18 protein-coding genes are annotated in these 22,447 nt (G+C 74.1%); 9 read left to right on the top strand and 9 right to left on the bottom strand.

Features of this window, described 5'->3' with window-relative positions:
- Positions 1 to 25: 25 nt before the first annotated feature.
- Positions 26 to 859 (bottom strand): SAM-dependent methyltransferase, encoded by an 834-nt coding sequence (locus ABD126_RS06695; RefSeq protein ID WP_343932746.1) that lies wholly within the window; start codon positions 857 to 859, stop codon positions 26 to 28.
- A gap of 223 nt (positions 860 to 1,082) precedes the next feature.
- Between ABD126_RS06695 and ABD126_RS06690 the strand changes: the two genes are divergently transcribed.
- The 3 genes from ABD126_RS06690 to ABD126_RS06680 all read left to right on the top strand — a co-directional run bounded on the left by ABD126_RS06690 (position 1,083) and on the right by ABD126_RS06680 (position 2,625).
- Positions 1,083 to 1,967, top strand: a complete 885-nt coding sequence (locus ABD126_RS06690; RefSeq protein ID WP_343932745.1) for a helix-turn-helix domain-containing protein — start codon at positions 1,083 to 1,085, stop codon at positions 1,965 to 1,967.
- Positions 1,968 to 2,102: 135 nt separating this feature from the next.
- Positions 2,103 to 2,342 carry a DUF397 domain-containing protein gene (locus tag ABD126_RS06685; protein WP_337723708.1) on the top strand — a complete coding sequence of 80 codons (240 nt, stop codon included), beginning with the start codon at positions 2,103 to 2,105 and terminating at the stop codon, positions 2,340 to 2,342.
- Positions 2,326 to 2,625, top strand: coding sequence for a hypothetical protein (locus tag ABD126_RS06680; RefSeq protein ID WP_343932744.1), 300 nt, complete (start codon positions 2,326 to 2,328; stop codon positions 2,623 to 2,625). Before ABD126_RS06685 ends, ABD126_RS06680 begins: the two co-directional genes overlap by 17 nt.
- 196 nt (positions 2,626 to 2,821) lie before the next feature.
- Here ABD126_RS06680 and ABD126_RS06675 read toward each other — a convergent pair whose 3' ends face one another.
- A complete protein-coding gene (locus tag ABD126_RS06675; protein WP_343932743.1) occupies positions 2,822 to 3,421 on the bottom strand; it encodes a TetR/AcrR family transcriptional regulator in 600 nt (199 codons plus the stop codon).
- Positions 3,422 to 3,497: 76 nt separating this feature from the next.
- On the opposite strand from ABD126_RS06675, the gene ABD126_RS06670 reads away from it, so the two are divergent.
- Positions 3,498 to 4,028, top strand: coding sequence for a peroxiredoxin-like family protein (locus ABD126_RS06670; RefSeq protein WP_343932742.1), 531 nt, complete (start codon positions 3,498 to 3,500; stop codon positions 4,026 to 4,028).
- Positions 4,029 to 4,117: 89 nt separating this feature from the next.
- Here the strand turns inward: ABD126_RS06670 and ABD126_RS06665 are convergent, their stop codons facing one another.
- Positions 4,118 to 4,495 (bottom strand): hypothetical protein, encoded by a 378-nt coding sequence (locus tag ABD126_RS06665; RefSeq protein WP_343932741.1) that lies wholly within the window; start codon positions 4,493 to 4,495, stop codon positions 4,118 to 4,120.
- A 437-nt stretch (positions 4,496 to 4,932) separates the two neighbouring features.
- Between ABD126_RS06665 and ABD126_RS06660 the strand changes: the two genes are divergently transcribed.
- The 5 genes from ABD126_RS06660 (at position 4,933) to ABD126_RS06640 (ending at position 11,569) form a co-directional block, all read left to right on the top strand.
- The gene (locus tag ABD126_RS06660; RefSeq protein ID WP_343932740.1) at positions 4,933 to 5,841 is read left to right on the top strand and encodes a helix-turn-helix domain-containing protein; all 909 of its coding nucleotides are present in this window, start codon (positions 4,933 to 4,935) and stop codon (positions 5,839 to 5,841) included.
- A gap of 121 nt (positions 5,842 to 5,962) precedes the next feature.
- The gene (locus ABD126_RS06655) at positions 5,963 to 6,826 is read left to right on the top strand and encodes a dioxygenase family protein (protein ID WP_343932962.1); all 864 of its coding nucleotides are present in this window, start codon (positions 5,963 to 5,965) and stop codon (positions 6,824 to 6,826) included.
- Between the two features lie 176 nt (positions 6,827 to 7,002).
- On the top strand, positions 7,003 to 7,461 hold the full coding sequence (locus tag ABD126_RS06650) for a hypothetical protein (RefSeq protein ID WP_343932739.1): 459 nt from the start codon (positions 7,003 to 7,005) through the stop codon (positions 7,459 to 7,461).
- A 24-nt stretch (positions 7,462 to 7,485) separates the two neighbouring features.
- The gene (locus ABD126_RS06645) at positions 7,486 to 10,386 is read left to right on the top strand and encodes an ATP-binding protein (RefSeq protein WP_343932738.1); all 2,901 of its coding nucleotides are present in this window, start codon (positions 7,486 to 7,488) and stop codon (positions 10,384 to 10,386) included.
- A 31-nt stretch (positions 10,387 to 10,417) separates the two neighbouring features.
- Complete coding sequence (locus ABD126_RS06640; protein ID WP_343932737.1) at positions 10,418 to 11,569, top strand: FAD-dependent monooxygenase; 1,152 nt, start codon at positions 10,418 to 10,420, stop codon at positions 11,567 to 11,569.
- Positions 11,570 to 11,582: 13 nt separating this feature from the next.
- Here the strand turns inward: ABD126_RS06640 and ABD126_RS06635 are convergent, their stop codons facing one another.
- The 6 genes from ABD126_RS06635 to ABD126_RS06610 are packed head-to-tail and all read right to left on the bottom strand — an operon-like array spanning position 11,583 to position 22,424.
- Positions 11,583 to 11,804, bottom strand: a complete 222-nt coding sequence (locus ABD126_RS06635) for a hypothetical protein (RefSeq protein WP_343932736.1) — start codon at positions 11,802 to 11,804, stop codon at positions 11,583 to 11,585.
- Positions 11,805 to 11,833: 29 nt separating this feature from the next.
- A complete protein-coding gene (locus ABD126_RS06630; RefSeq protein ID WP_343932735.1) occupies positions 11,834 to 14,203 on the bottom strand; it encodes a caspase family protein in 2,370 nt (789 codons plus the stop codon).
- A gap of 19 nt (positions 14,204 to 14,222) precedes the next feature.
- On the bottom strand, positions 14,223 to 17,210 hold the full coding sequence (locus tag ABD126_RS06625; protein ID WP_343932734.1) for an ATP-binding protein: 2,988 nt from the start codon (positions 17,208 to 17,210) through the stop codon (positions 14,223 to 14,225).
- Between the two features lies 1 nt (position 17,211).
- Complete coding sequence (locus tag ABD126_RS06620; protein ID WP_343932733.1) at positions 17,212 to 18,618, bottom strand: hypothetical protein; 1,407 nt, start codon at positions 18,616 to 18,618, stop codon at positions 17,212 to 17,214.
- A gap of 25 nt (positions 18,619 to 18,643) precedes the next feature.
- Positions 18,644 to 21,505, bottom strand: coding sequence for a CHAT domain-containing protein (locus ABD126_RS06615; protein ID WP_343932732.1), 2,862 nt, complete (start codon positions 21,503 to 21,505; stop codon positions 18,644 to 18,646).
- A 46-nt stretch (positions 21,506 to 21,551) separates the two neighbouring features.
- Positions 21,552 to 22,424: a hypothetical protein gene (locus ABD126_RS06610; RefSeq protein ID WP_343932731.1), complete on the bottom strand. Its 873-nt coding sequence runs from the start codon at positions 22,422 to 22,424 to the stop codon at positions 21,552 to 21,554.
- Positions 22,425 to 22,447 lie beyond the last annotated feature (23 nt).

Below are 22,447 nucleotides of genomic sequence, written 5' to 3'. Positions count from 1 at the left end.
GCTTCCAGCCCCCTCTGGAATGCTTCTAGGACTTGCGGGCGACCGCGCCCGCGATGCAGTACGACACCGCGTCCAGCTCCTTGAGCCGCGGGCCGTCCGGCCACCAGTCGGCGCAGATCACCAGACCCGGGTCCACCAGCTCCAAGCCGTTGAACATGCCGAGCAGCTCGTCGTGGGTGGCGAAGCGGCCGGAACCCATGGGGGAGTGCAGGAACGTCTCCTCCATGCGGCGCGCGATCGCCGAGTGCTCCTCGGTCTGCGGGTCCAGGAAGTGGCTGATCGCCACGTACGAACCGGTCGGCAGCGCCTCGATGTACTCGGCCATGATCTCGGCCGGCGTGGGCGACTCGCCGTTGTAGTGGTGCAGGGTGCCCAGCTGGAACAGGGCCATCGGCTGGTCGAAGTCGATGTGGCGGCGCACGACCTCGTCGTTGAGGATCTCCTGCGGCTTGAAGATGTCCGCCGCGGAGAAGTGGGTCTGGTCGTTCTCCTCCAGCAGCGCGCGGCCGTGGGCCAGCACCACCGGGTCGTTGTCCACGTACACGACCCGGGCGTCGGGCTGGATCCGTTGCGCCACTTGGTGTGTGTTCTCCGCGGTGGGCAGACCGGAGCCGCAGTCGAGGAACTGCGTGACGCCGGTCTGGCTCGCGATGAACCGGGTGACCCGGATCAGGAACGAGCGGTTGTCCACGGCCAGCGTCTTCGCCTCGGGGGCCACGCGCTCGACCCGGCGCAACACTTCCCGGTCGATCTCGTAGTTGTCCTTGCCCTCCAGGAAGGCGTCGTAGACCCTGGCGATGCTGGCCTTGCTGGTGTCGATGTAGGTGGGGATGGCGGTGTCCGAAGACGTGCCCGGCATTGGTGACCTCGCATGAGTGGTTCGAGGGGGCGGCGGTTGTGCACCGCGTCACAGTCCGACGAGCGTAGAAGTATGCGCCCTTTGCGGGAGTGAGCGGTGTGCGGCGGACGGGGGAAGATCGTGGGTGTACGTTCGGTGACGATGCGAGTTCACCCCTCTCGGACGCAACCGCTGTTCGGGTGGCGGGGGTTCGCACGACAGGGCGCGGGCGGGAGGATCAGGTATGCGCACCGGTGACTCCGAGAACTCGGCGGCCGAGCGGGAGAGCGGTCCCACCGCCCTGCGGATCGTGCTCGGCTCGCAGTTGCGGCGGCTGCGCGAGGCCGCCGAGATCACGCGGGCCGACGCCGGCTACGCGATCCGCGGCTCCGAGTCGAAGATCAGCCGGATGGAGCTGGGCCGGGTCGGCCTGAAGGAGCGCGACGTCGCCGACCTGCTGACCATGTACGGGATGACCGACGAGGACGCGCGGGACAAGTTCCTCGCGATGGTCCGCCGGTCCAACGAGCCCGGCTGGTGGCACCGCTACAACGACCTGATGCCCGACTGGTTCCAGGACTACGTGGGCCTGGAGGAGGCGGCGACCCGCATCCTGACCTACGAGACGCACTTCGTCCCGGGCCTGTTGCAGACCGAGGCCTACGCGATGGCGATCGCCAGCAACGGCCGTCCCGACCTGGCCGGACCCGAGGTCAGGCGACGGGTCGCGCTGCGCATGCGGCGGCAGAAGATCATGTTCCGGCCGAGCGCGCCGCGGCTGTGGGCGATCATCGACGAATCCGTGCTGCATCGCCCGATCGGGGGTCGCGACGTGCTGCTCGCTCAGATCGAGCATTTGCTCTCCGTCACCAAGGACGCGCCGATCACTCTTCAGATAGTTCCCTTTCCGTTGAGCGGTTACGCAGCGGAAGGACCATTCACGATGCTCCGTTTCGGTGAGCCCGACCTGCCGGACATCGTGTACCTCGAACACCTCTCCGGTGCCCTCTACCTGGACAAACAGGAAGAGCTGGAGCTCTACAGCCGCCGGTTCGACCGCCTGACGGTGGACGCGGAGACGCCGGACCGAAGCCGACAGATGCTCATGAAGTTCCGAGCGGCCCTGTAGCGACTCCTCCGTCCGGGCGAGATTCGGCATCTGCATCTGCACGTGCATTTACCCGTGCTTCACGCAGTGCTACGGTCCGTGCACAGTCAAATGCACGTGCAGATGCACTCCGTCGTCGTTGGGTAGGTGGTGTCGATGGCCGGCAAGGCTCACAACGGCATGTCCGCTGCGGCTTTGCGGGACGTGACCTGGCGGAAGAGCGCACGCAGCGGCCAGTACGGCAACTGCGTCGAAGTAGCGGTGCTGGACGGCGGCGACGTCGCGGTCCGCAACTCCCGGTTCCCGGACGGTCCCGCGTTGGTCTACACCAGGGCGGAGATGGCGGCCTTCGTGGCCGGTGCCAGGGACGGGGAGTTCGATGACCTCGTCGACTGACGAGCGCACGACGCTCCAACTGCGTCAGCTCATCGCGCGCGGGTTCCAGTTCCTGCACCCGCGCGACGCGCGCGGTGAGCTGGCCGCCGTGGTCGGGGTCCGCGCGCACGACGCCGTCATCGACGTCGTCCGGTTGCACACGGAGGACGACGCGGTGGCCATGCGGATGCCGGCGGACGAGGTGAACGTCCTGGCTCCGTCCCGGTTCTCCTGGCGCAGGCGCGGTCCGGCGACGAGCGTGCTGGAAGAGCTGCTCGAACTGCCCGACGACCGCATCGCCTGAGGTGAAGCTCCCCGTTCGCGCCGAACGGGACAGGGGCGGGCACGTGGCCCCTCCACGACGAACCTGACCTGGAGACGCAGCGGGAACCGGCTTCGCGCCCTTGTCGGTTCCGTGACGCTCGAAGCGGAACTCCGTGTTCGTCACGGTCTGACGCGGAGGTCGGCGCCCACTCGACCTCCGCGTCAACCTGAACGCCTCAGCGGGACGCCAGTCCCCGCAACACGATCTCCAGTCCGCCCGCGAACCCGTCGTCCACTTCGGACGCCGCCCGCGCGGTCTCGGCCAGCAGCGGGAACTCCGACTTCCCGGCCAGCACGGCGGTCCCCGGCCCGGACAGCGGCCCCAGGTGCTCCAACTGCACCGCGCCGATGAGGTAGCCGAGCAGGCACCGCAGGGCCACCACCCGCCGCGGTCCCTCGAACCCGTTGGCGGCCAACACCCCCAGCACCGCCTCCGACCACCGGCTCAGCGCGGGCGAGCGGTGCCGGTGGGTCATCGTCAGGACGACCGCGTTCGGGTGGGCGGCGACCGCGTGCCGCACGCGCCCCATCAGCGCGGTGATCTGGTCGAGCCACGGCGCTTCCGGCGGCTCGACGTCCACTGTGGACAGGATGAGGTCGACGACGAGCGCTTCCAGCTCGGTCTTCTCCCGCACGTACCGGTAGAGGGACATCGTGCCCATGCCCAGCTCCTGCGCGACCGCGCGCATGGACAGGGCGGGCAGCCCGTCGCGGTCCACCACGGCGAGCGCGGCGGCGGCGAGGGCTTCCGGGGTGAGCGACCTGGGTCGTGGCATGGCGCTTGACAGCGTACGGCATACGCTCATAACGTCGTAGGCGTACATCGCACGCTCATCGGACTGGGGGACGACCGTGATCACGACGCGAGAGTGGGAATCGGTGCTGGGCGGCCCGGTCCGGGTGCCCGACCCGGACCGCCTGGTGCACCTGCAGTTCCGCCGGTTCGCCGGCTGTCCCGTGTGCAACCTGCACCTGCGGACGATCGTCACGCGGCACGCCGAGATCGAGGCCCGCGGCATCGCCGAGGTGGTCGTCTTCCACTCGCCCGCGGACGAACTCCGGCGGCACGTGGCGGACTTCCCCTTCGCGGTGGTCGCCGACCCGGACAAGCGCCTCTACGTGGAGTTCGGCGTGGAGGCGGCTCCGCGGTCCGTGCTGGACCCGCGGGCGTGGGGCGCGATCGTCCGCGGGCTCGTCCGCGACCTGGGGCCGTTCCTGCGCGGCCGTCGTCCGCTGCCCACGGGGTCGGGCGGGCGGTTGGGGCTGCCCGCCGACTTCCTCATCGCGCCGGACGGCCGGGTCGTCGCGGAGAAGCGGGGTGTCCACGCCTACGACCAGTGGACGGTGGACGAACTGCTCGCCGCCGCGGACCGGTTCGCCTAGGCGGGTTGTCCACAGGCTTGTCCACACCTGTGGATCGGTCGAACAGGCGTTCGAACGGCCCGGGGCGGGGTGCGCCCCGGGCCGCCCGGTCAGGCGCTGACCTTCAGGCTGTAGCCCGCGAAGCCCGACTGGCAGTAGTAGGAGTTCCACACCCCGCCGGACGTGCCGTTGTCGCCGGCGAACGTGCAGTTCGCGAGCGTGTCGAAGGTGTTGATGTAGACGTCGCTGAACGAGCCGCCGGTCGCGTCCACCAGCACGCTGTAGCCGGCCACCCCGTTGCGGCACTCGTAGCCCGAGAAGACGCCGCCGGCCACGCCGTTGTCCCCGCTGAACGTGCAGTGCGCGTTCGTCCCCGTGTAGAGGTACACCGAGCTGCTCGGGGCCGCCTGGGCCGCACCCGCCGTGAGCGCGAGAGCGGCTGCGGCGCCGGCCGCGGCCGTGGTGAGAACGCGCGCGAACTTCTTCATGTCGATTGCTCCAGAATGTCGGATTCGACTACCCCCGGTGCCATGTCCCGGCACCTCGGCCGACGTTAACAGCCGATTACCGAATGCGCTCTCGGCATTCTTCTCGACTGTGAAAACCTGGCTTCGGTCGCAGGTCAGAGCCGGTGTAACCCGGCTGGTCGGCGTCTTCGGCGCGATACGGTGGTGAGCTGGGACACACGCGTCGGTAACAGAATTGGACGGGTCTCGGTGCAGTATTCGGAAACGGCGTTCGACCGCATCTCCCGGTAATCGACCACTTGGAGTTGGGCGCGTGTCGCCCGTTCGCCCGGTCGGTCACCCTCGTTCGGAGCAGTTCCGCGGGATCGCCGGCCGTGTCATGGTGAACAGTGATTGGTCTGGACCTTCGCCCTCCCTGTCACCCGGGCCGGGTCCACCCCTGCGAGAGGAATCACCACATGCGCGGCACGACCGTGTTACCCGGGACGCCCTGCCAGGTCCAGAACGGCGGTGAGCTGCCCATGCACCGGCTGGAGGTGCCGGTGCTCAACGCGCTGCCGTTCGCCATCGGCACGTTCGACGCCATCGGCCCGATGTCGCGGGCGACGTTCCCGCACCGCCACACCTTCCACGAGATCGTCTACGTCACCGGCGGCACCGGGACGCACGTCGTGGACCTGGCGCGTTGGGAGCTCCGGCCGCCCCACCTGTGCGTCATCGCCCCCGGCCAGGTGCACCACTGGGACGCCCGGGACCTGTCCGGCCACGTCGTCCTGTTCACCGACGACTTCCTGCTCGACCACCCCGGCGACCGCGAGCTGCTGCGCCGGCTGTCCGAACGCCCCTGGCTGACCCTCGACGGGCCCACCCACGCCCGGATGGGCCGGCTGATCGCCGAGCTGGACGAGGAGTACCGGGCCGGGGCGCGCGGCGTCGAGTCCGTGCTGCGGGCGTTGCTGCACGTCCTGGTGGTGCGCGCGGCCCGGCTGCCGCAGACCGCGTCCGCCGTGCCGCCCGCCCGGCCCGGCGCCGTCGCCGAGGAGTTCGCCCGCCTCGCCGCGCGGCCCGACCTCGGGCTGTGGTCGGTGAGCGCCTACGCCGAGCGGATCGGCGTGACCCCCGGCTACCTCACCGAGGCGGTCAAGGCGGCGACCGGCCGCACGCCCTCCCAACTGGTGCGCGAGGCCCGCGCCGGCGAGGCCAAGCGGCTGCTGGCCCGGACGGACCTGACCGTGCGGCAGATCGCCGGACGCGTCGGGTTCGGCGACCCGGCCTACTTCTGCCGCTTCTTCCGGCGCGAGACCGGCGTGAGCCCGGGCGACTTCCGCCGCCGGGGCGACGTCCGGGCGGTGCGGCGTTCACAGTGATGGCCGCCCGCGAGATACACCACGACCAACCGGTCCAGTCCATCGTCGCCACCACCGCGCCTCCATAGGTTCGAGATGAATTCCCGAGCCATCCCCACGAGGAGCAGGCATGGACACGCCTATGGACGGCGACCGCCCCACCGAGGGCGCCCTCCAGGACGAGACCGGATCCCGCCACGTCAGCCGCCGACCCGTGCTGCGCGCGGCCATCGCCGCGGGCGTCGCGGTGCCCGCCGCGCTGATGGGCGTGCCCGCGCTGGCCCGCACCGTCCCGAGCACCGGCGGCACGCTGGAGCTGACCCCGGAGTGCGACGACGGCGACGACCCGACCCCGCCGCAGACCGAGGGCCCGTACTTCAAGCCCAACTCGCCGCGCCGCACGTCGCTGGTCGACGCCGGCACCGTCGGCACCCGCCTGACCGTCAGCGGGTACGTCTTCGGCCTGGCGTGCGTCCCGATCGCCAACGCGCTGCTGGACTTCTGGCAGTGCGACAACAACGGCGTCTACGACAACACGGGCTTCCGCTTCCGCGGCCACCAGTTCACCGGCCCGGACGGCAAGTTCACGTTGCAGACCATCGTCCCGGGCCTGTACCCGGGGCGCACGCGGCACATCCACGTGAAGGTGCAGAACCCCGGCGGTCGGATCCTGACCACGCAGCTCTACTTCCCGAACGAGCCGCGCAACAACACGGACACGATCTTCGACCCGCGCCTGCTGATGACGGTGCGCAACGTCGGCACCGGCCGCGAGGGCCTGTACGACTTCGTGCTCAACGTGCCGCAGAACCCGACCACGTCGCCCACCGGCCCGACCACGACCACGACCACCCCGCCCGGCGGGACGACGTGGACGGTCGGCACCACGTACTCGACGGGGGCGCGCGTCACCTACAGCGGCGCGGGCTACGTGTGCCTGCAAACCCACACCGCCCAACCGGGCTGGGAACCGCCGAACACGCCCGCCCTCTGGCGCGCCGGCTGAGTCCCCGAGAATTGCGGACAGGCCTGGGCCGAAGGCCCCTGGACACCCCAGGGGCCTTCGGTGTATCCGCAGACCCTCCATAGTGGACTGTTTGGGTGCCGCTCGCCTTGACCCGTAACGGATGCTCCTTTTCTCCGATGCTCAGCGCATACGTCAGTCGGAGTGCGGGAGTCGTCATGGTGGAGAGAGCGTTAGGCCGGTACCGCGTTGCCACGGGCGTGTTCGGCGTCCTGTTGTTGGTCACCACGGCGTGCGGCACGAGCGCCAAGCCCGGCGCGCCCGACCTGGTGACCGCCACGACCACGTCGACCACCACGTCGACCACGACGAGTGCCACGACCACGACGACAACCACGACCACGACGACGACGACCGTCGCGCCGCCGCCCCCGCCGCCCGCACCCCAGCCGCCGGTCACGCAACCGCCGGCGCCCAAGCCGACCACCCAGGCCCCGCCGCCGCCTCCCGCGCAGCAGTGCGACCCCAACTACAGCGGCTGCGTGCCCGTCGCGAGCGACGTGGACTGCGCCGGCGGCAGCGGCAACGGCCCCGCCTACGTGCGCGGACCCGTCCAGGTGATCGGTGACGACATCTACGACCTCGACCGCGACGGTGACGGCATCGCGTGCGAGTGACGCCCCGGTGGGCAGAATCGGCGCATGCGGTTCGGGATCCTTGGGCCACTCGAAGTGTGGACCGACGCCGGTGAGGTGGTCGCGGTCGGCGGGCCGAAGCCCCGGGCCCTGCTGACCGCGCTCCTGCTCGACGTCGGACGCGTGGTGGACTTCCGGGGCGAGAGCGCCAACGCCGTGCAGGCCCGGGTGTCGCGGTTGCGGCGCGGGTTGCCGGACGGGCTCATCGAGTCCACCGGGGGCGGGTACCGGATCGTGGTCGATCCCGACGACGTGGACGTGCACCGGTTCGAGCGGCTCGCCGCGGAAGGGCGGCGGTTGCTCGTGGCCGGTGCGGCGCAGCGGGCCGCGGGGGCGTTGCGGGAGGCGCTCGGGTTGTGGCGCGGGCCGGCGTTGGTGGACCTGCCGGGCGCGCGGGCGCGGGTCGCGCGGCTGGAGGAGGCCCGGCTGGCCGCGACCGAGGACCTGGTCGAGGCGGAACTGGCGACCTCCGGCACGTCGGTCGGGCGGCTGCGCGAGCTGGTGGACGCGCACCCGTTCCGCGAGCGGTTGCGGGGGCAGCTCATGCGGGCCCTGCACGACGACGGGCGCACCGCCGACGCCCTGGCCGAGTTCGACCGCGCCCGCCGGCTGCTGCGCGACGAGCTGGGCGTCGACCCGTCCGACGAGCTGTCCGCCGTGCACCTGGCGCTGCTGCGCGCCGAACGGCCGCCCCGCCGCGGGCTCGCCGCGCAGCTCACCCGGATCGTCGGCCGGGACGACGAGCTGGCGCGGCTGGCCGACCCGGTCCGGCTGGCCACCGTCACCGGGCCCGGCGGGATCGGCAAGACGCGGCTCGCCGTCGAGGCGGCCGGGCGGTGGGCGCGGGACGTGTGCTTCGTCGACCTGTCGCCCCTGACCGACGGCACGCAGGTGCCGCACGCGGTGCTGGGCGCGCTCGGCGTGCGCGAGCCCGGGTTCGCCCGGACCGACCCGGTGGACCGGCTGCTCGCCGAGCTGCGCGACCAGGACACCGTGCTGCTGCTGGACAACTGCGAGCAGGTGCTGGACGCCGTCGCCGACCTGGTCCGGCGGCTGCTCTCGGCGTGCCCCCGGCTGGCCGTGCTGGCCACCAGCCGCGAGCCGCTCGGGCTGACCGGTGAGCTGCTGGTGCCGCTGGAGCCGTTGCCCGAGGGGCCGGCGGTGGCGTTGTTCGCCGAACGGGCCGCCGCCGTGCGGCCGGGGTTCGCGGCCGGGCCGGAGGTCGCGCGGGTGTGCCGGCTGCTGGACGGGCTGCCGCTGGCGATCGAGCTGGCGGCGGTGCGGCTGCGCCAGTTCGACGTCGCCGAGCTGGCCGCTCAACTGGAGAACCAGGAGCACTTCCGGCTGCTGTCGCGGGGCGACCGGACGGCGGCGCGGCGGCACCGCACGCTGCGCGCCGTCGTCGCCTGGAGCTGGCACCTGCTGCGGCCCGACGAGCAGGCCCTGGCGCGGCGGTTCGCCGTGTTCACCGGCGGCGCGACGGCCGACGCGGTGGCGGCGGTGTGCGGGTCGGACGACGCGCTGGCCGACCTGGTGGACCGGTCGCTGCTGCGGGTCCGGGCCGGGCGCTACCGCATGCTCGACACAATCTTGTTGTACTGCAAGGAAGAGCTTGCTGATTCGCAGGAGGAACCGGAGCTGCGGCACGCGCACGCCCGCTACTTCCTCGACCTGGTCCAGCGGGCCGACCCGGACCTGCGGCGCGCGGGGCAGCTGGACCGGCTGGCCGAGCTGTCCGCCGAGCACGACAACCTGGTGGCCGCCCTGCGCTGGTCCGCCCGCCACGACCGGCCGACGGCGATGCGCCTGGTGACCGCGGCGGCGGCGTACTGGTGGCTGAGCGGGCGGCGCGACGAGGTGGCCGAGGTCGCGGCGACGCTGCTGGACGACGTCCCGGACGGGCTGGAGGAGGAATACGTCAGCTGCGTGGCGCACGCCGGTTCCCACGCGACCGAGGAGCACCGCGCGCGGGCGACCGAGGTGCTGCGCTGCCTGGACCGGCCGTTGCGGCACCCGTTCGGCGCGGCGGTGTGGGCGATGACCCGCGGCCCCGGTCCGCGCCTGCCCGCGCTGCTGCTGCGCGACGACCCGTGGAACACCGCCCTGGAACGGCTGGGCGAGGCGCTGGTCGAGCTGCTCGACGGGCACCCGGCGGCCGGCGAGCGGTCCCTGGCCGACGTGCTGGCGCGCTTCCGGCGGCTGGGCGAGCGCTGGGGCGTCGCGCAGGCGTTGGACTGGCTGGCGTTCGCGGCGGGCCTGCGGGGCGAGTGGGCGCGGGCGCACGAGCTGTGGCGGGAGGCGTTGGACCTGCTGGCCGCGTTGGGGGCGCGGCTGGAGTCCGCGGACGTGCTCGGCCGGCGCGCCGCGTGCCTGGTGCGGCAGGGGGAGTGGGCGGCGGCCGAGGCCGACTACCGGCGGGCGGCGGAGCTGGGCGCCCGGCCGGACGCGCCGGCGGTGGACCTCGGGCTGGCCCGGCTGGCACGCCTGCGGGGTGACGTCCCCGAGGCCCGCCGCCTGGTGGACCGGGCCGTGGCGGCGGTGCACGCGGGCGACCCGGCGGCGGTGCTGCTGCGCTCCGACATCACCACGGAAGCCGCGCGGCTGGCCGGGCCGGACGACGCGCTGCGGCTGCACCGGCGGGCCTTGGACAGCGTCACCGCGAGCGGGGTCGCCGACGCCGTCGAAGGACTCGCCGGCGCGCTGGACGACGGCGAGCGGGCGGCGTTCCTGCTGGGCACGGCGGTCGCGCTGCGCGGTGTGGCGGTGGTCGGGGACCCGGACGTGGCGCGGGCCGTCGAACGGGCGCGGGACGCCGTCGGCCCGGACGCCTTCGCCGAGGCGTACGCGCGGGGCGCGGGGCAGACCCGGCAGCAGGCGCTGACGGCGCTGTCAGCGGACCGGCGGTGACCTGTCAGCGCCCGCCCGCACGCTGACCACCATGAAGAACGTGCTCATCTCCGGCGCCGGCATCGCGGGCCCGGCCCTCGCCCACTGGCTCACCCTGGCCGGCTGCGCCGTCACCGTCGTGGAACGCGCCCCCGCGCCCCGACCCGGCGGCCAAGCCGTCGACTTCAAGGGCGCGACCCACCTCGAAGTGCTCTCCCGCATGGGCGTCCTCGACGACGTCCGCCGCCGCCAGACCGGCGGGACCGACCAGACGATCATCGACGCCCGGGGCCGCGCCCTGGCCACGATCCCCGGCGAGTTCACCGGCGGCGCGGTCGAGATCCCGCGCGGCGACCTGGCCGCCCTGCTGCACGACCGCACCGCCGACCGCGCCGAGTACGTGTTCGGCGACACCGCCACGTCCCTGACCCAGACCGGCGACGGCGTCCACGTGACGTTCCGCCACGCCGCCCCGCGCACGTTCGACCTGGTGGTGGGCGCGGACGGCATCCACTCGACGGTCCGGCGACTGGCCTTCGGACCGGAGGAGGAGTTCGTCGACTTCCTCGGCCACCACTACGCCCTGGCCGACATCGAACTGGACACCGATCCGGTGATGTACAACGAACCCGGCCGCATGGTGGCCGTCGGCGGCCCGAAGTCACCGGCGTTCTTCGTGTTCGCCTCGCCCGAACTCGACTTCGACCGCCACGACGTCGAGCAGCAGCGGCGGATCGTCGCCGACGCCTACCGGGGCGGCGGCTGGCGCGTCCCCGAGCTGGTCGAACGCCTGCCGCACGCCGGGAACCTGTACCTGGACAGCATCAGCCGCGTCCACGTGCCGACGTACTCGACCGGTCGCGTGGCGCTGCTCGGCGACTCCGCGTGCGGCAACACGTTGAGCGGTTTCGGCAGCGGCCTGGCCGTGGTCGGCGCGTACGTGCTGGCGGGCGAGCTGGTCGCGGCCCGCGGCGACCACACGCGGGCGTTCGCGCGGTACGAATCCCTGATGCGCGGTTACGCGAAGGTGGCGGCGAAGGCCAACGCGGGACCGTTCCTGGCCCCGCCCACGCGTCGACGGATCGCCCTGCGCAACGCGGTGTTCCGGTCGCGGGTGCTGGTGAAGCTGCTGCTGAAGTCCACGGACTGGTTCGCCACGGACATCGACCTGCCGGACTACGCCTTCACCGGCACCCGCTCGTGACCGGGCCGCGGGGTCAGCCGGAGATCTCGGTGGGACGGGTGCCGGAGTCGTCGTCCACCACCGCGGTCAGGGCCAGTTTGCCGTTGAAGAACACGGTCACCGGCCGGCCCTCGGCCAGCAACGGCAGCCGGACCACGGTCCCGTCCGTCATCGCCTGCTCGATGTCGGACACCACCCGGGCCGCGTCGGCGTCGGCCAGGCCCCACGACTGGTCGCCGATGATCACTCGTTTCATCCCGCTCTCCCCTTTCGCTGCCGGACCCTCTACCCAACCCTGACGGACGGCTCGACCACCGCGCAGCGGAATGAGAAGTCCTGTGCCCGCACGGCACAATCGCCCGCGGTGCGGCTCAGTCCGAAGTGCTCCGCCGCGGTCAGGGTCGTCCGGTACAGGCCGATGGCCTCGCCCAACTCCCGGCGCAGGACCGCGTCGGCGGTGTCGACCAGCCGGGCGACGCTGCCCGGCCACCGCAACCGGTCCGCGAGGTCGAGGCCCCCGGCCGGGGACACCCAGACCGCGATGTCCAAGGCGGACCGGGCGGTGCCCTTGAAAGCGCAGGCCGACAACGGCAGGCGTTCGCCGTCCTTGATGTCGGTGAACGTCTCGGTGTGCACGTGGAACTCGCCGTCGGTGACGACCAGGGCGTCCAGGCGCACGGCGGACCGGCGGAAGCGGCGGTTGTGGTGGACCACCAGGTCCGACAGGCGCACCGACACCTCCGAGGACCTGGCGGACCTGGTCCACGGCGGCGTCGCCGGGCGGTCGTCCACCTGGAACACGGCCGTCTCCGGCGCCGGCGCGGGCGTCGGGACCAGGTCGAAGTCGATGGTGTGCACGGCGAAGCGCACCGGGCGGGCGGCCTCCGGCGCGGTCTCCCGCACGCCCGCCGCGCCCAGTTGCCCGAGGTGGCGCTCCAAGCGGGACAGACCGCCGCCGCGCACCCCAGACTGCTCCAGCACCCTGGTGTCGGTGGGTTCGGCGCTGACCAGCACCACGATGGTCTCCGGGCGGGGCTCCCCGGCGGGCACCGACGACGGCCAGCTCACCGCGAGGCCCGCCAGCGCGCCCGTGTAGTCGTTGCCGCCGAACGTGTAGGAGCGGCCCGCGTCCAGCCGCACCCCGCTGGGCGCGGACGGGTTGAGCACCGAGATCTTCTGGGACACCCCGATGTCCAGCAGCGACACGTACACGGTCTGGGCGCCCTCGTTGCGCACCTCCACGCAGATCGACTCCCCGGAGTGCACCACCGCGCCGGACCGGGGCATTGGCACCGCCTCCCCGTCCACCACCCGGGCGAACCCGATGGTCACCGGCGTCGGCAGCGCCAGCCACGGGTCCTCGGTCAGGCACCGCAGCGCCCTCGCCTGCGCCACCCGCTTGAGGTTGGCCACCACGGCGTCGACGCCCTGCGGGACGTGCAGGGGCCCGAACGCGTCGTGGACCACCAGGCCACCCGCCTCGGCCTCGACGCGGACCTCCGCGTCCTCGACCGCCCGCACGATCGGGACCGGCTCCACCAGCCGGGCCACCGCGGACAGGCGCGGGTCGTCACCGGTGATCCGCACCGGCAGCGCGGGCAGCGCGGCGCGCACCAGGTGCGCCCGAGCGCCCAACGGCACCGCCTTGCCGCTGGACAGCACGCCGTACGCGGCCTGGGCGTCGATCTTCTCCACCAGCACGTCGCCGAGCTTGCGGTCGTCGTCGGCCTCCGGCGAGTCGTCGGGCATCACCACGAACTCGTCGCCGGGCCGCACCCCGAACAGCGGCGCGCCCGCGATCCGCACCCGGTCGCGCACCGGGCTCACCGGGAAGGTGGCCACCGGGTCGGCCTCGGCGGTGTCGAACACGACCCGGCGCGCCGGGCCCTCGACCTCCGGCCGCTGCGCGGGCCACGCGGCGAGGACCCGCTGCCGCACCCGGTCCACGACGGTCGCCCACGACAGCGCCAGGCCGCTGTCCCGCAGCTCGGCCAGCGACCGGGTGAGCGCGTCGGTGAGGTAGCCCATCCGCACGCCGTCGGCGTTGGCCGCCTCGCCGGCCAGCTGCTCCGGGCCGCACGCCGCGATCCGCACGGCGTGCGGGTTGCCGGTCGGCTCCCACAGGTCCACCGGGAGGCCCTCGCGGCGCAACGTGTCGAGGTGCGCGCGGATGAGCCTGGCCGGGACCGGGCGGGACCGGGCCTTCACGACCGGGTCGCGGTCGCGGGACATGTGGGAGGCGTGGCAGCAGTCCAGCACCACGGTGACGTTGCGGGTCCGCTCGGTCAGCCGCGCCAGCAGCACGGACAGCTCCAGCGCGGTGATGCCGCGGAAGTCCTCCTCGGTCGAGGCGGCGAAGTCGGTGGGCTCGATCAGCTGGAGCACGCGGTGGCCGGGTGTGCCCCAGCCGCGGTCCGGGTCGGGGGAGTAGGCGCCGTGGCCGCTGTAGTAGACGACCACCGCGTCGTCCGGCCGGGCCTGGGCGATGAGCCGCTCGTAGGCGTCCAGGATGCCCGCGCGGCTCGCGTTCTGCCGTTCGCACCGGGTGCTCTGGAAGCCCCAGGGGGTCAGGGCGTCCGCCATCGCGGCGACGTCGTTGGCGACGCCGGTCAGGCCACCGGTCTGCGCGCCGATGAGCAGGGCCTTGCGGGCCATGGGGTCCTCCAGGGTTGAGCTAGCGGAGCAGTCCGGCGTCGCGCGCCTTCGCCAGGGCGGAGACCTTGTTGTCCACGCCGAGCTTGCGGTAGGCGTTGGACAGGTGGGTGCCGACGGTCTCCTTGGTGATCGACAGCCGGGTCCCGATCTGCCGGTTGGTGAGGCCGCCCGCGAGTTCGCGCAGTACCTCCAGTTCGCGGGCGGTGAGGTGGAACGGGACCCCGCCCCTCGGCTCGACCCGCCGGGACAGCCGGTGGGAGCGGGCGAGCCGGGTCACGGCGTCCAGCAGCGGCGCGGCGCCCAGCCGTTCGGCGATGTCGGCGGCCTCCGCGGCGGCGGCCGACGCGGCTCCCCGGTCACCCTCGCGGGCGGCGGCGGCGGCCAGCCGGGACAACGCGTAGGCCACCGGGTAGGGCCGGTCGAGGGAGCGCCACGCCCGCGCGACGGCGTCCCACTCGGCGGCGGTGTCGGCGCCGGTGACCCGGTGGTGCTCGGTGTCGCTCTGCGCGGCCAGCACGGCGGACTCGGCGTCGTCCGCGCCGCGACCCGCCGTCCGGGCCCACTCGACCAGGTCGGGGGCCGGGGTGGCGTGGTCGGCGGCGACCCGCAGGCCGAACGCGCACAGTTGCAGCACCAGCAGGTGGTCCTCGGCGTCGGCGATGGCCTTCACGCCGTGCCGCACGGTGTCCAGCGCGGCCTCCGCGTCGCCGCGGTGGGCGGCGAGTTCGGCCAGGCACCGGTAGAGCGGGCTGAGGAAGCGCGGCTGCGCGCTGGGCTGGGTGCGGACGCTCTCCAGCAGGTGCTCGGCGTCGTCCAGGCGGCCGGTGGCGAGGTCGATCTCGGCCTTGGTGAGCCGCTGGAACGTGGTCTCGCGCGCCGGGTAGTACCGCAGGACCTCGGTGATCAGGACGTCCGCCTCGGCCCACCGGCCCAGCAGGAACAGCGTGGCGCAGGCGTTGTTGGCCAGCAGCCCGGCCTGCCGCGCGCCGAGCAGGCCCAGTTCGCGGCTCTTGTCCAGGCCCCGCTGGAAGACCTCGACGGCCTCGGCGACCCGGCCCGCGCGCTCCAGGCACACGCCCAGGTTGCCGTAGGCGCGCAGCATGTCCTCCAGGTGGTCCACCTCGGTGGCGACGCGCAGCGCCTCGCGCAGGTCGGCGATGCCCTCGGCGTGCTTGCCGAGCAGGGTCAGGGCCAGGCCGGAGCTGTTGCGGGCCCGGCCGATCTCGGCGGTCGCGCCGGCGGCCCGCGCCTCGTCCTCGGCCGCGCGGGCCAGGGCGAGCGCCCCGGTGTAGTCGCCGCGTTTGATGTCCACTGTGGACAGAGCGGCGCTCGTGCGGGCGCCGGCGGCGCTGGGCGGCGCGGTGTCGAGCAGCGCGCGGGCGGCGCGGTAGGCGGCCACGGCGTCGTCGTCGAACCCGGCCTCCCACCGGTAGCTGCCCAGCCGTTCGTGCAGCTCGCCCAGCAGCGCGGGGTCGGCGGTCCCGGCGCGGGCCACGGCCTCCTCCGCCCACGCCACGGCCTGCCGCAGGTGCCCGGCCCAGCGAGCGGCGTCGGCGGCGGCGGTCAGCACCCGGACCCGCGCCGCGTCGTCGGTCCCCGGCACGCGCGACCACAGGTCGAGGGCGGTCCGGTACTGGACCTCCGCCTCCGGGAACGCCCGCACCCGCACCGCGAGGTCGCCCGCCCCGATCGCCGCCCACAGCGCCTCGGGCACCCGGTCCGCCGCGGTCCAGTGGTGGGCCAGCTCGGGCAGCACGTGCGGGTTGCCGTCGACCTCCTCGGCCAACGCCTCGGCCAGCACCCCGTGCAGCCGCCGCCGTTCACGCGGCCGGACCGTCTCGTAGGCGGTCTCGCGCAGCAGCGCGTGCTGGAAGCTGTAGGACTCGTCCACCCGGTCCTCGACCAGCACCCGGTGGGCCAGGCACTCGGTGAGCGCGGCGTCCAGCGCGGGCTCGTCCAGCCCGGCGACCCGGGCCAGCAGGGCGTCGGACACCCGCCGCCCGGCCACCGCCGCGACCCGCACGACGGTCGCCGCGTCCGGGCCGAGCTGGGCGAGGCGGGCGAGCATGAGGTCGCCGATCGAGTCGGGGACGCGCGGGTCGGGCCCGGCGGCGACGAGCTGCTCGGTGAAGTACGGGTTGCCCTCGGACAGCGCGAAGTACCGGTCGGCGCGCTCGGGGCTGACGTCCGCGCCGGTCAGCGCGGCGACGAACGCGCGCAGCTCGCGGGTGGTGAAGGGGGCGAGGCTGATCCGGTGCGTGCGGCGGGTGAACTCGGGTTCGGCGAGGCGGGCGCGCAGCGGGTGGCCGAGCCGCAGCCCGGACCGGTAGCTGCACAGCAGCATCAGCCGCTGGTCGGTCGCGGTGAGGGCGAGGTAGGCGATGAGGTCGAGGGTCGCGGTGTCGGCCCAGTGCACGTCCTCGAAGACCAGCACGAGCGGCTGGTGCTCGCCGATGTGGTCCAACAACCGCGACACCGCGCCGAACACCCGGGTCTGCGCGCCCAGGGCGGGCGGGGCTTGGGCGAGCGGGGCGTGGTGGGGCGCGGCGTGGGCGGGCGGGGCGTGGTGGGGCGCGGCGTGGGCGGGCGGGGCGTGGTGGGGCGCGGCGTGGGTTGGCGGCGCGGCGTGGGTTGGCGGGGTGGCGTGGGTTGGCGGGGTGGCGTGGGCAGGGGTGCCGGTGAAGTCCGCGATGAGGCCGGACAGCTCCGCCCACGCCGGGCCCGCCAGCAGGCGTGCCTCCGCCTCGCCGTGCTGCCGCACCAGCCGCCGCAACGCCTCGATCAGCGGCCCGTACGGGATCGCCCCGCCCGCCAGCTCCAGGCACCCGCCGGACAGCACCTCCGCGCCCGCCGCCCGCGCCGCCGCCGAGAACTCCGCCACCAGCCGGGTCTTGCCGACCCCGGCCTCGCCGTCCAGCACGACCACCGCCGGCCGGTGCTCGGCGACCTGCGCCAGGAGCCCGGTCAGCACCGCCATCTCGGTGTCGCGCCCGATGAACGACGCCATGTCACGGCCGCGCCGCGGCCTTGAGCGGGCCGGGCCACGGGTAGTCCGCCGACAGCCGCTCGACCGCCCGCCCGGCCTCCGCCACCGCCCAAGCCGCCCGGCACACGCACCGCAGCGCGTGCAGGTCCGCCCACTCGTCCGGGTCGGTCACCCCGCCGCCGGCCAGCACCGCGTCGAACCGCCCCGCGAACCCCGCCGCCACCGCGTCCAACACCCCGCCCAACGGCTCGTCCACGGCGAGGAACGCGCCCAGCGACCGCAGCACCACCGGCAGCGCGGGGTGGTCCACGGGCGACCTGCGGGCGGCGGTCAGCAACGCGTCCGCGCCGGCCCGCCGGTCGTCGCCGCCGGGGTCCAGCCGGTGCCGCAGGTGCAGCGTGACGGCCACCAGGAACCAGTCCACCACGTCGGCGTCCTCGTCCTCGTCCACCACCGTCCCCGCCATCGCGACGACCTCGTCCACCACGGCCACCGCCGGCGGGTCGGCGACCAGCAACCGCGCCGCCGACTCCCACACCGGCTCGGCCAGCCCCAGCCGCTTGCGCAGCGACCCGCGCAGGTCCACGGGCTCGGGCTCCGGCTCGACCGGCAGCGCCGTCGCCGGCGCGTCGTCCACCTCGCCGTGCACGACCGCCACCGGGTGGTCCATCGGGTCCATGTTGACCAGTTGGCCCACGTTGGCGAAGTTGAACACGTCGGTGAACTTGAACGGCCCGTAGCCCGGCTTCTCCCCGGACGCGTACCGCTGCTGCATCTCCTGGAGCTTCGCCATGGCGGCCATCATGTTCTGGAAGTTGAACCCGCCCGGCGACCCGCCCAGGACCGCCCGCACGGCTTCGCTCATCTCCAGCGACATCTGCGCCATGTCCCGGAAGTCGTCGCTGATGAACGGCCCGTCCACGACCGCCCGGAAGCACTCGACCGCGCGGTCGACCTCGGGGACCTCGCTCTGGTTCGAGGTGGCGGTCAGCATGCCGATCGCCGACTGGCCCAGCGCGACCCGGGACATGGCCCGCGTCAGGTACTGCTGGCCCAGCATCATCCGCGCGCCGGCCGCGGAGGCGGGCGGGACGCGGTCGGACTCCAGCGCCGCGGACAGGTGCTCGATCGACGCGGAGATGTCCTTGTCGTCGGTCATGTAGTTGTTGCGGGCGCTGAGCGCGAAACCGAGCAACAGCGCCACGTTCACCCGCAGCGGGTCGCCCTCGCCGACGTGGCCCAGCACCTCCTCGAACGCGTCGACCGCGCCGTTGAGGTCGGCCAGGGCGGTCGGCGCGCCCGGGCCCAGCTGCGAGAACCGCTGTAGCAGCGCCTGCCCCAGGCGGCTGAGCGGCTCCACGCGCGCGGTCCCGGTCAGGCCCGCCGCTTCGGCGCGCAGCCGCGCGATGACGTCGTCCACCGAGGACATCCGGTCTCCCTCTCCCGACAGGTCTTCACCGACCACCATGCACGAACCCGGCCCACGCGACGACGTGCGCGTGGTCGTGGCCCGCGGTCACCGACCGCAGCCGCTCGGGCATCCCCGGCGGCGGCTCCCGGTCGGGCCGCAGCATCCACATCTGCGCCGCGCGCAACGCCTCCCACGGCGCCATGCGGTCCTCGCGCAGGTGGTGGTGGAACACGTACATCAGCGCCGAGGTCGCCTTGTCGGGGATGGCCCAGTGCGTGGACAGCACGGTCCGCACCCCGCCCGCGAGGAACGCGGTGCCCAGGCTGTAGGCCTCGTCGTAGCCGTGGATGGACCGGCCGGTGTGGCAGGCGGCCATGACCACCAGGCCGATCCGGCGCTCCGGCACGGCCCGCAGCACGCGCACGATCTCGTCGGTGCCCAGCTCGCCGGGCGCGCCGCCGGGCTCGTCGGGCGCGAGCAGCAGCGCGGCGGTCGCCTTGCCGTCCTTGGTGGTGTAGGAGCCGTGGCAGGCCAGGTGCAGCGTGCCGCCCGCGTGCGGCGCGGTGTCGGCGAGCCACTCCCGGACCTCCGCGGCGGTGCCCCGGCCGGACGGGCTGGTCGACCCGTCCGGCCGCCGCCCGACGTACCGCGCGCTGCGGTAGAACGCCTGCCGCACCGCGTGGGCCTCCTCGCGGGCGGCGTGCAGGGCGACGGCCGCGCCCTCGGTGTCCGGGTCGCCCACGACCAGCCCGGTCGAGCCGGGCCGCACCGGACGCCGGGCGGCGTTGTCGCAGAACAGCCGGGCGGAGACGGCCTGCGAGAACGCGGCGAGCTCCACGGCGTACGTGCCGTCGGGCCGCCGCGCGGCCTGCCACGGGACGCGCGCGAGGTCGCCCATCGGGATCAGCACGATCCGCGGCACCCGCCCGGCGGCGGTCCGCGCGAAGTACCGCTCCAGCAACGGCCCCATCGCCGCGCGCCACGCCCACCCGCACAACGCGTCGACGCTGTCGCCGAACGACGGCCCGCTCTCGGCCGCGATCTCCCGCGCGAACCCCTCGGCCCCGGCGCTGCCCGACCCGGCCCCAGCGCTGCCCGACCCGGCCCCGGCGCTCCCCGGCTCGGCGGAGGCGGCCCCGGCCCCAGTCCCGGTCTCGGTCTCGGTCTCGGTCTCCAGGGTCGGCATCGTGCGGTTCGGTTCGCCCGCGCGGGACCGGTGGGCCAGGGCCGTCAGGTACCGCTCGATGTCCGCGTCGCCCTCGACCACCAGGTGCTGCAACGCCATGTACGCCGGCGGCCCCTCGCGCGGCGCGATCACCGCCACCCCGGGCGCGAGGCCGCTGCCCGGCACCAGGTACACCAGCGCGTCGGCCCCGGAGTCCGCCAGCGCGCGCCGGATGTCGGCCAGGCTGGGCGGGTCGAGCAGGTTGCGGGTGGCGCCGGCGTCCACCAGGGCGGCCACCACCTCGCGCCGCAGCCCCTCGGAGTCGCGGCCCTCGTGCACCCACCGCTCCGCCAGGTCCGCCCGACCCGCCGCGACGAGCTTCTCGCGCACGTCCCGCAGCTCGACCTCGGCGAACAGCATCAGGCCGCGGCACGTGTCCAACGCGCGCAGGGCGTCGGCGATGTTGTTGGCGCGCAGGCAGGTCCGGGCCAGCTCGACCGCGTCGTGCACGGCGTCCTTGATGGCCAGCCGGGCGTCGGCCGGGTCGGGCTCCAACAGCGCCCGCCACGCGTAGCTGCGCTGCGCCGCCAGCCCGAACTCGCCCGACGCCGCGAGGTCGCCCAGCCGCTGCCGGATGTTCGCGAGCAACCCGTTGGCCATCGACCACTGCCGGTGCCGCGGCCCGCCGAACAGCTCCAGCGCCCGCGTCAGGAGCTCCTCGGCCTCGTCCAGCCCGTCGGTGGTGCCCGCGACCTCCGACCGCCGGTACAGCGCCACGGCCAGCCCGGTCAGGGCGAACTCGTACTGCGCGTGGTCGCGGCCCATCGCCAGCGCCGCGCGGTACTGGTCCACCGCCGCGTCCACCCGGGCCAGGTCGGTCTCCTCGCCGCCCCGCATCAGCGCGGAGGCCGCGAGCAGCCGGGCGCGCACCCGTTCGGCGAGCGGGGCGTCGTCGTCGGCCAGCGACCGCGCGATGTCGTCGGCGGTCGCCACTGGGTCGTCGCCGCCGGGCGCCTGGCCCCGCAACGACGACATCAGCACGTCCAGCTCGGCGGACGTCTGCGCGAGCACCTCGTGGATCCCGGTGTCGGCGGGCAGGTCGGCGCTGACCCGCTGCATCTCGCGGAACGCCGCCATGACCTCGTCCAGGTCGCCGGACTGCTGGGCCACCATGGCCCGCTGGGCGACCTCCATGAACGAGCGCATGCCGCGCACGCCCGGGTCGTCGCCGAGCTTGTCGAACTGGGGGCCCAGCGAGTCGAGCATCTGCGCCATGGCCCGCCCGTCGCCCTCGTGCCCGGCGGCCACCGTGCCGATCACCCGCTTGGCCGACTCCACCAGCAACTTGACCCTGGGCACGTCCCACATGGCCTCGGCCAGCTCGGCGAGTTCCCGTTCGGCGGCGGGCAGGTCGATCGGTATGCCGTGGACGGCGGAGTGCATGAAGTGCTGGGCACGGGCCGAGGCGCGCACCTGCGGCCACGCCACCAGTGTCGCCGGCACGTGGTCCACCAGCTCCAGGAGGTCGTTGAGGTAACCGCCCACCTGCGCGGGGGCCGCGCCGCCGCCCTTGGTGAGCGCGAGGACCGCGGTGACCGCGAGCCGGCTGCGTTCCGGGTGGTCCGCGGGCAGCGTCGCCAGGTCCGCGACCAGCGTCGCCACCTCCGCCGGCCCGACGCCGCCGGCCGCCGCGCGGTCCGCGGTCGCCCGGCACCGCGCGAGGACGTCCTCGATCCCCATCCAGCCCCTCCTCGTCACGCCGTCCCGCCCCTTTCTGACGGACGGCTCAGCCGCGGGTTCCCAGCACCGCGAGGACCCGTTCGACGGCGGGCCCGGACGGCGCCGCGCCGGGGCCGAAGACCGCGGTCACCACGTCCACCACCGCGCGCCGCGGGTTCTCGCCGCGGGCGAGGCGGTCCTCGATGGAGTCCACGGCGAGCCCCGCCAACTCCACCAGCAGCCCGTCGGTCTCCGCGACCACCGGCAGGGGGACCTCGCCGGGCGGCAACGGCGCCGCCGCGTGCGGCTTGCGCCCCAGCGGACGCTCCACGTAGGCCTCGAACCAGGCCGGCCGGGCGCGCATCGCGCCCAGCACGGTGTCCAGGTCGCGCAGCACCGCCCGGTGCGCGGCCTCCCACCCGTCGCCGGCCGCCCGGCGCTCCGCCCAGCGCTCGGTGGGCCACACCCGCGGCCCGGCGGTCGCGTCGTTGCCGACGAACTCCAGCACCTCCACGGCCAGCGCGGTCAGCGCCGGGTCCCCGCCGAGCCGGGCGGCCAGCCACCGGGGCACCCGGGGCCGCTGCAACGCGCCGCGCTCGCCCCGCCGGCGGCGGTAGCCGTTGACGGTCGCGAGCGTGAGCCGCCTGCTCACCCAGCCCTCCAGGTTGTGGACGGGGACGCGGGCGTTGCGGAACACGTCCTCGATCACCGCGTCCATGTCGTCGTGGAACCGGTCCAGGCAGGGGTCCTCCAGCCGGGACACCGCGACCGCGCACGCCCGGTGGCCGCGGTTGAGCTCCAGCCGGCGGGTCAACTGGTGGAACACCACCGGCTGCACGACCTCGTAGGTCGCGGCCCGCAGCCGCCGCCGCGCCTCCCCGGTCACAGCGCCCGCATAAGCGGCCAACTCGCCGCTGCGGGCCATTTCCCGAACGTCCATCGCGCCACCCCCGTGCACATCTG

Origin of the sequence: Saccharothrix mutabilis subsp. mutabilis, from assembly GCF_039521145.1 — a bacterium.
In the GTDB taxonomy this organism is placed as follows: Bacteria; Actinomycetota; Actinomycetes; order Mycobacteriales; family Pseudonocardiaceae; genus Actinosynnema; species Actinosynnema mutabilis.
The sequence above is the reverse complement of the archived record's forward strand: the minus strand, read 5'-3'. Positions and strand labels throughout refer to the sequence as shown.

Bases quoted from the DNA above. Each gene is read 5' to 3' on its own strand.
- ABD126_RS06695 (WP_343932746.1), bottom strand. From the start codon at position 859: ATGCCGGGCACGTCTTCGGACACCGCCATCCCCACCTACATCGACACC.
- ABD126_RS06690 (WP_343932745.1), top strand. From the start codon at position 1,083: ATGCGCACCGGTGACTCCGAGAACTCGGCGGCCGAGCGGGAGAGCGGT.
- ABD126_RS06685 (WP_337723708.1), top strand. From the start codon at position 2,103: ATGGCCGGCAAGGCTCACAACGGCATGTCCGCTGCGGCTTTGCGGGAC.
- ABD126_RS06680 (WP_343932744.1), top strand. From the start codon at position 2,326: ATGACCTCGTCGACTGACGAGCGCACGACGCTCCAACTGCGTCAGCTC.
- ABD126_RS06675 (WP_343932743.1), bottom strand. From the start codon at position 3,421: ATGCCACGACCCAGGTCGCTCACCCCGGAAGCCCTCGCCGCCGCCGCG.
- ABD126_RS06665 (WP_343932741.1), bottom strand. From the start codon at position 4,495: ATGAAGAAGTTCGCGCGCGTTCTCACCACGGCCGCGGCCGGCGCCGCA.
- ABD126_RS06660 (WP_343932740.1), top strand. From the start codon at position 4,933: ATGCGCGGCACGACCGTGTTACCCGGGACGCCCTGCCAGGTCCAGAAC.
- ABD126_RS06655 (WP_343932962.1), top strand. From the start codon at position 5,963: ATGGACGGCGACCGCCCCACCGAGGGCGCCCTCCAGGACGAGACCGGA.
- ABD126_RS06650 (WP_343932739.1), top strand. From the start codon at position 7,003: ATGGTGGAGAGAGCGTTAGGCCGGTACCGCGTTGCCACGGGCGTGTTC.
- ABD126_RS06645 (WP_343932738.1), top strand. From the start codon at position 7,486: ATGCGGTTCGGGATCCTTGGGCCACTCGAAGTGTGGACCGACGCCGGT.
- ABD126_RS06640 (WP_343932737.1), top strand. From the start codon at position 10,418: ATGAAGAACGTGCTCATCTCCGGCGCCGGCATCGCGGGCCCGGCCCTC.
- ABD126_RS06635 (WP_343932736.1), bottom strand. From the start codon at position 11,804: ATGAAACGAGTGATCATCGGCGACCAGTCGTGGGGCCTGGCCGACGCC.
- ABD126_RS06630 (WP_343932735.1), bottom strand. From the start codon at position 14,203: ATGGCCCGCAAGGCCCTGCTCATCGGCGCGCAGACCGGTGGCCTGACC.
- ABD126_RS06625 (WP_343932734.1), bottom strand. From the start codon at position 17,210: ATGGCGTCGTTCATCGGGCGCGACACCGAGATGGCGGTGCTGACCGGG.
- ABD126_RS06620 (WP_343932733.1), bottom strand. From the start codon at position 18,618: ATGTCCTCGGTGGACGACGTCATCGCGCGGCTGCGCGCCGAAGCGGCG.
- ABD126_RS06615 (WP_343932732.1), bottom strand. From the start codon at position 21,505: ATGGGGATCGAGGACGTCCTCGCGCGGTGCCGGGCGACCGCGGACCGC.
- ABD126_RS06610 (WP_343932731.1), bottom strand. From the start codon at position 22,424: ATGGACGTTCGGGAAATGGCCCGCAGCGGCGAGTTGGCCGCTTATGCG.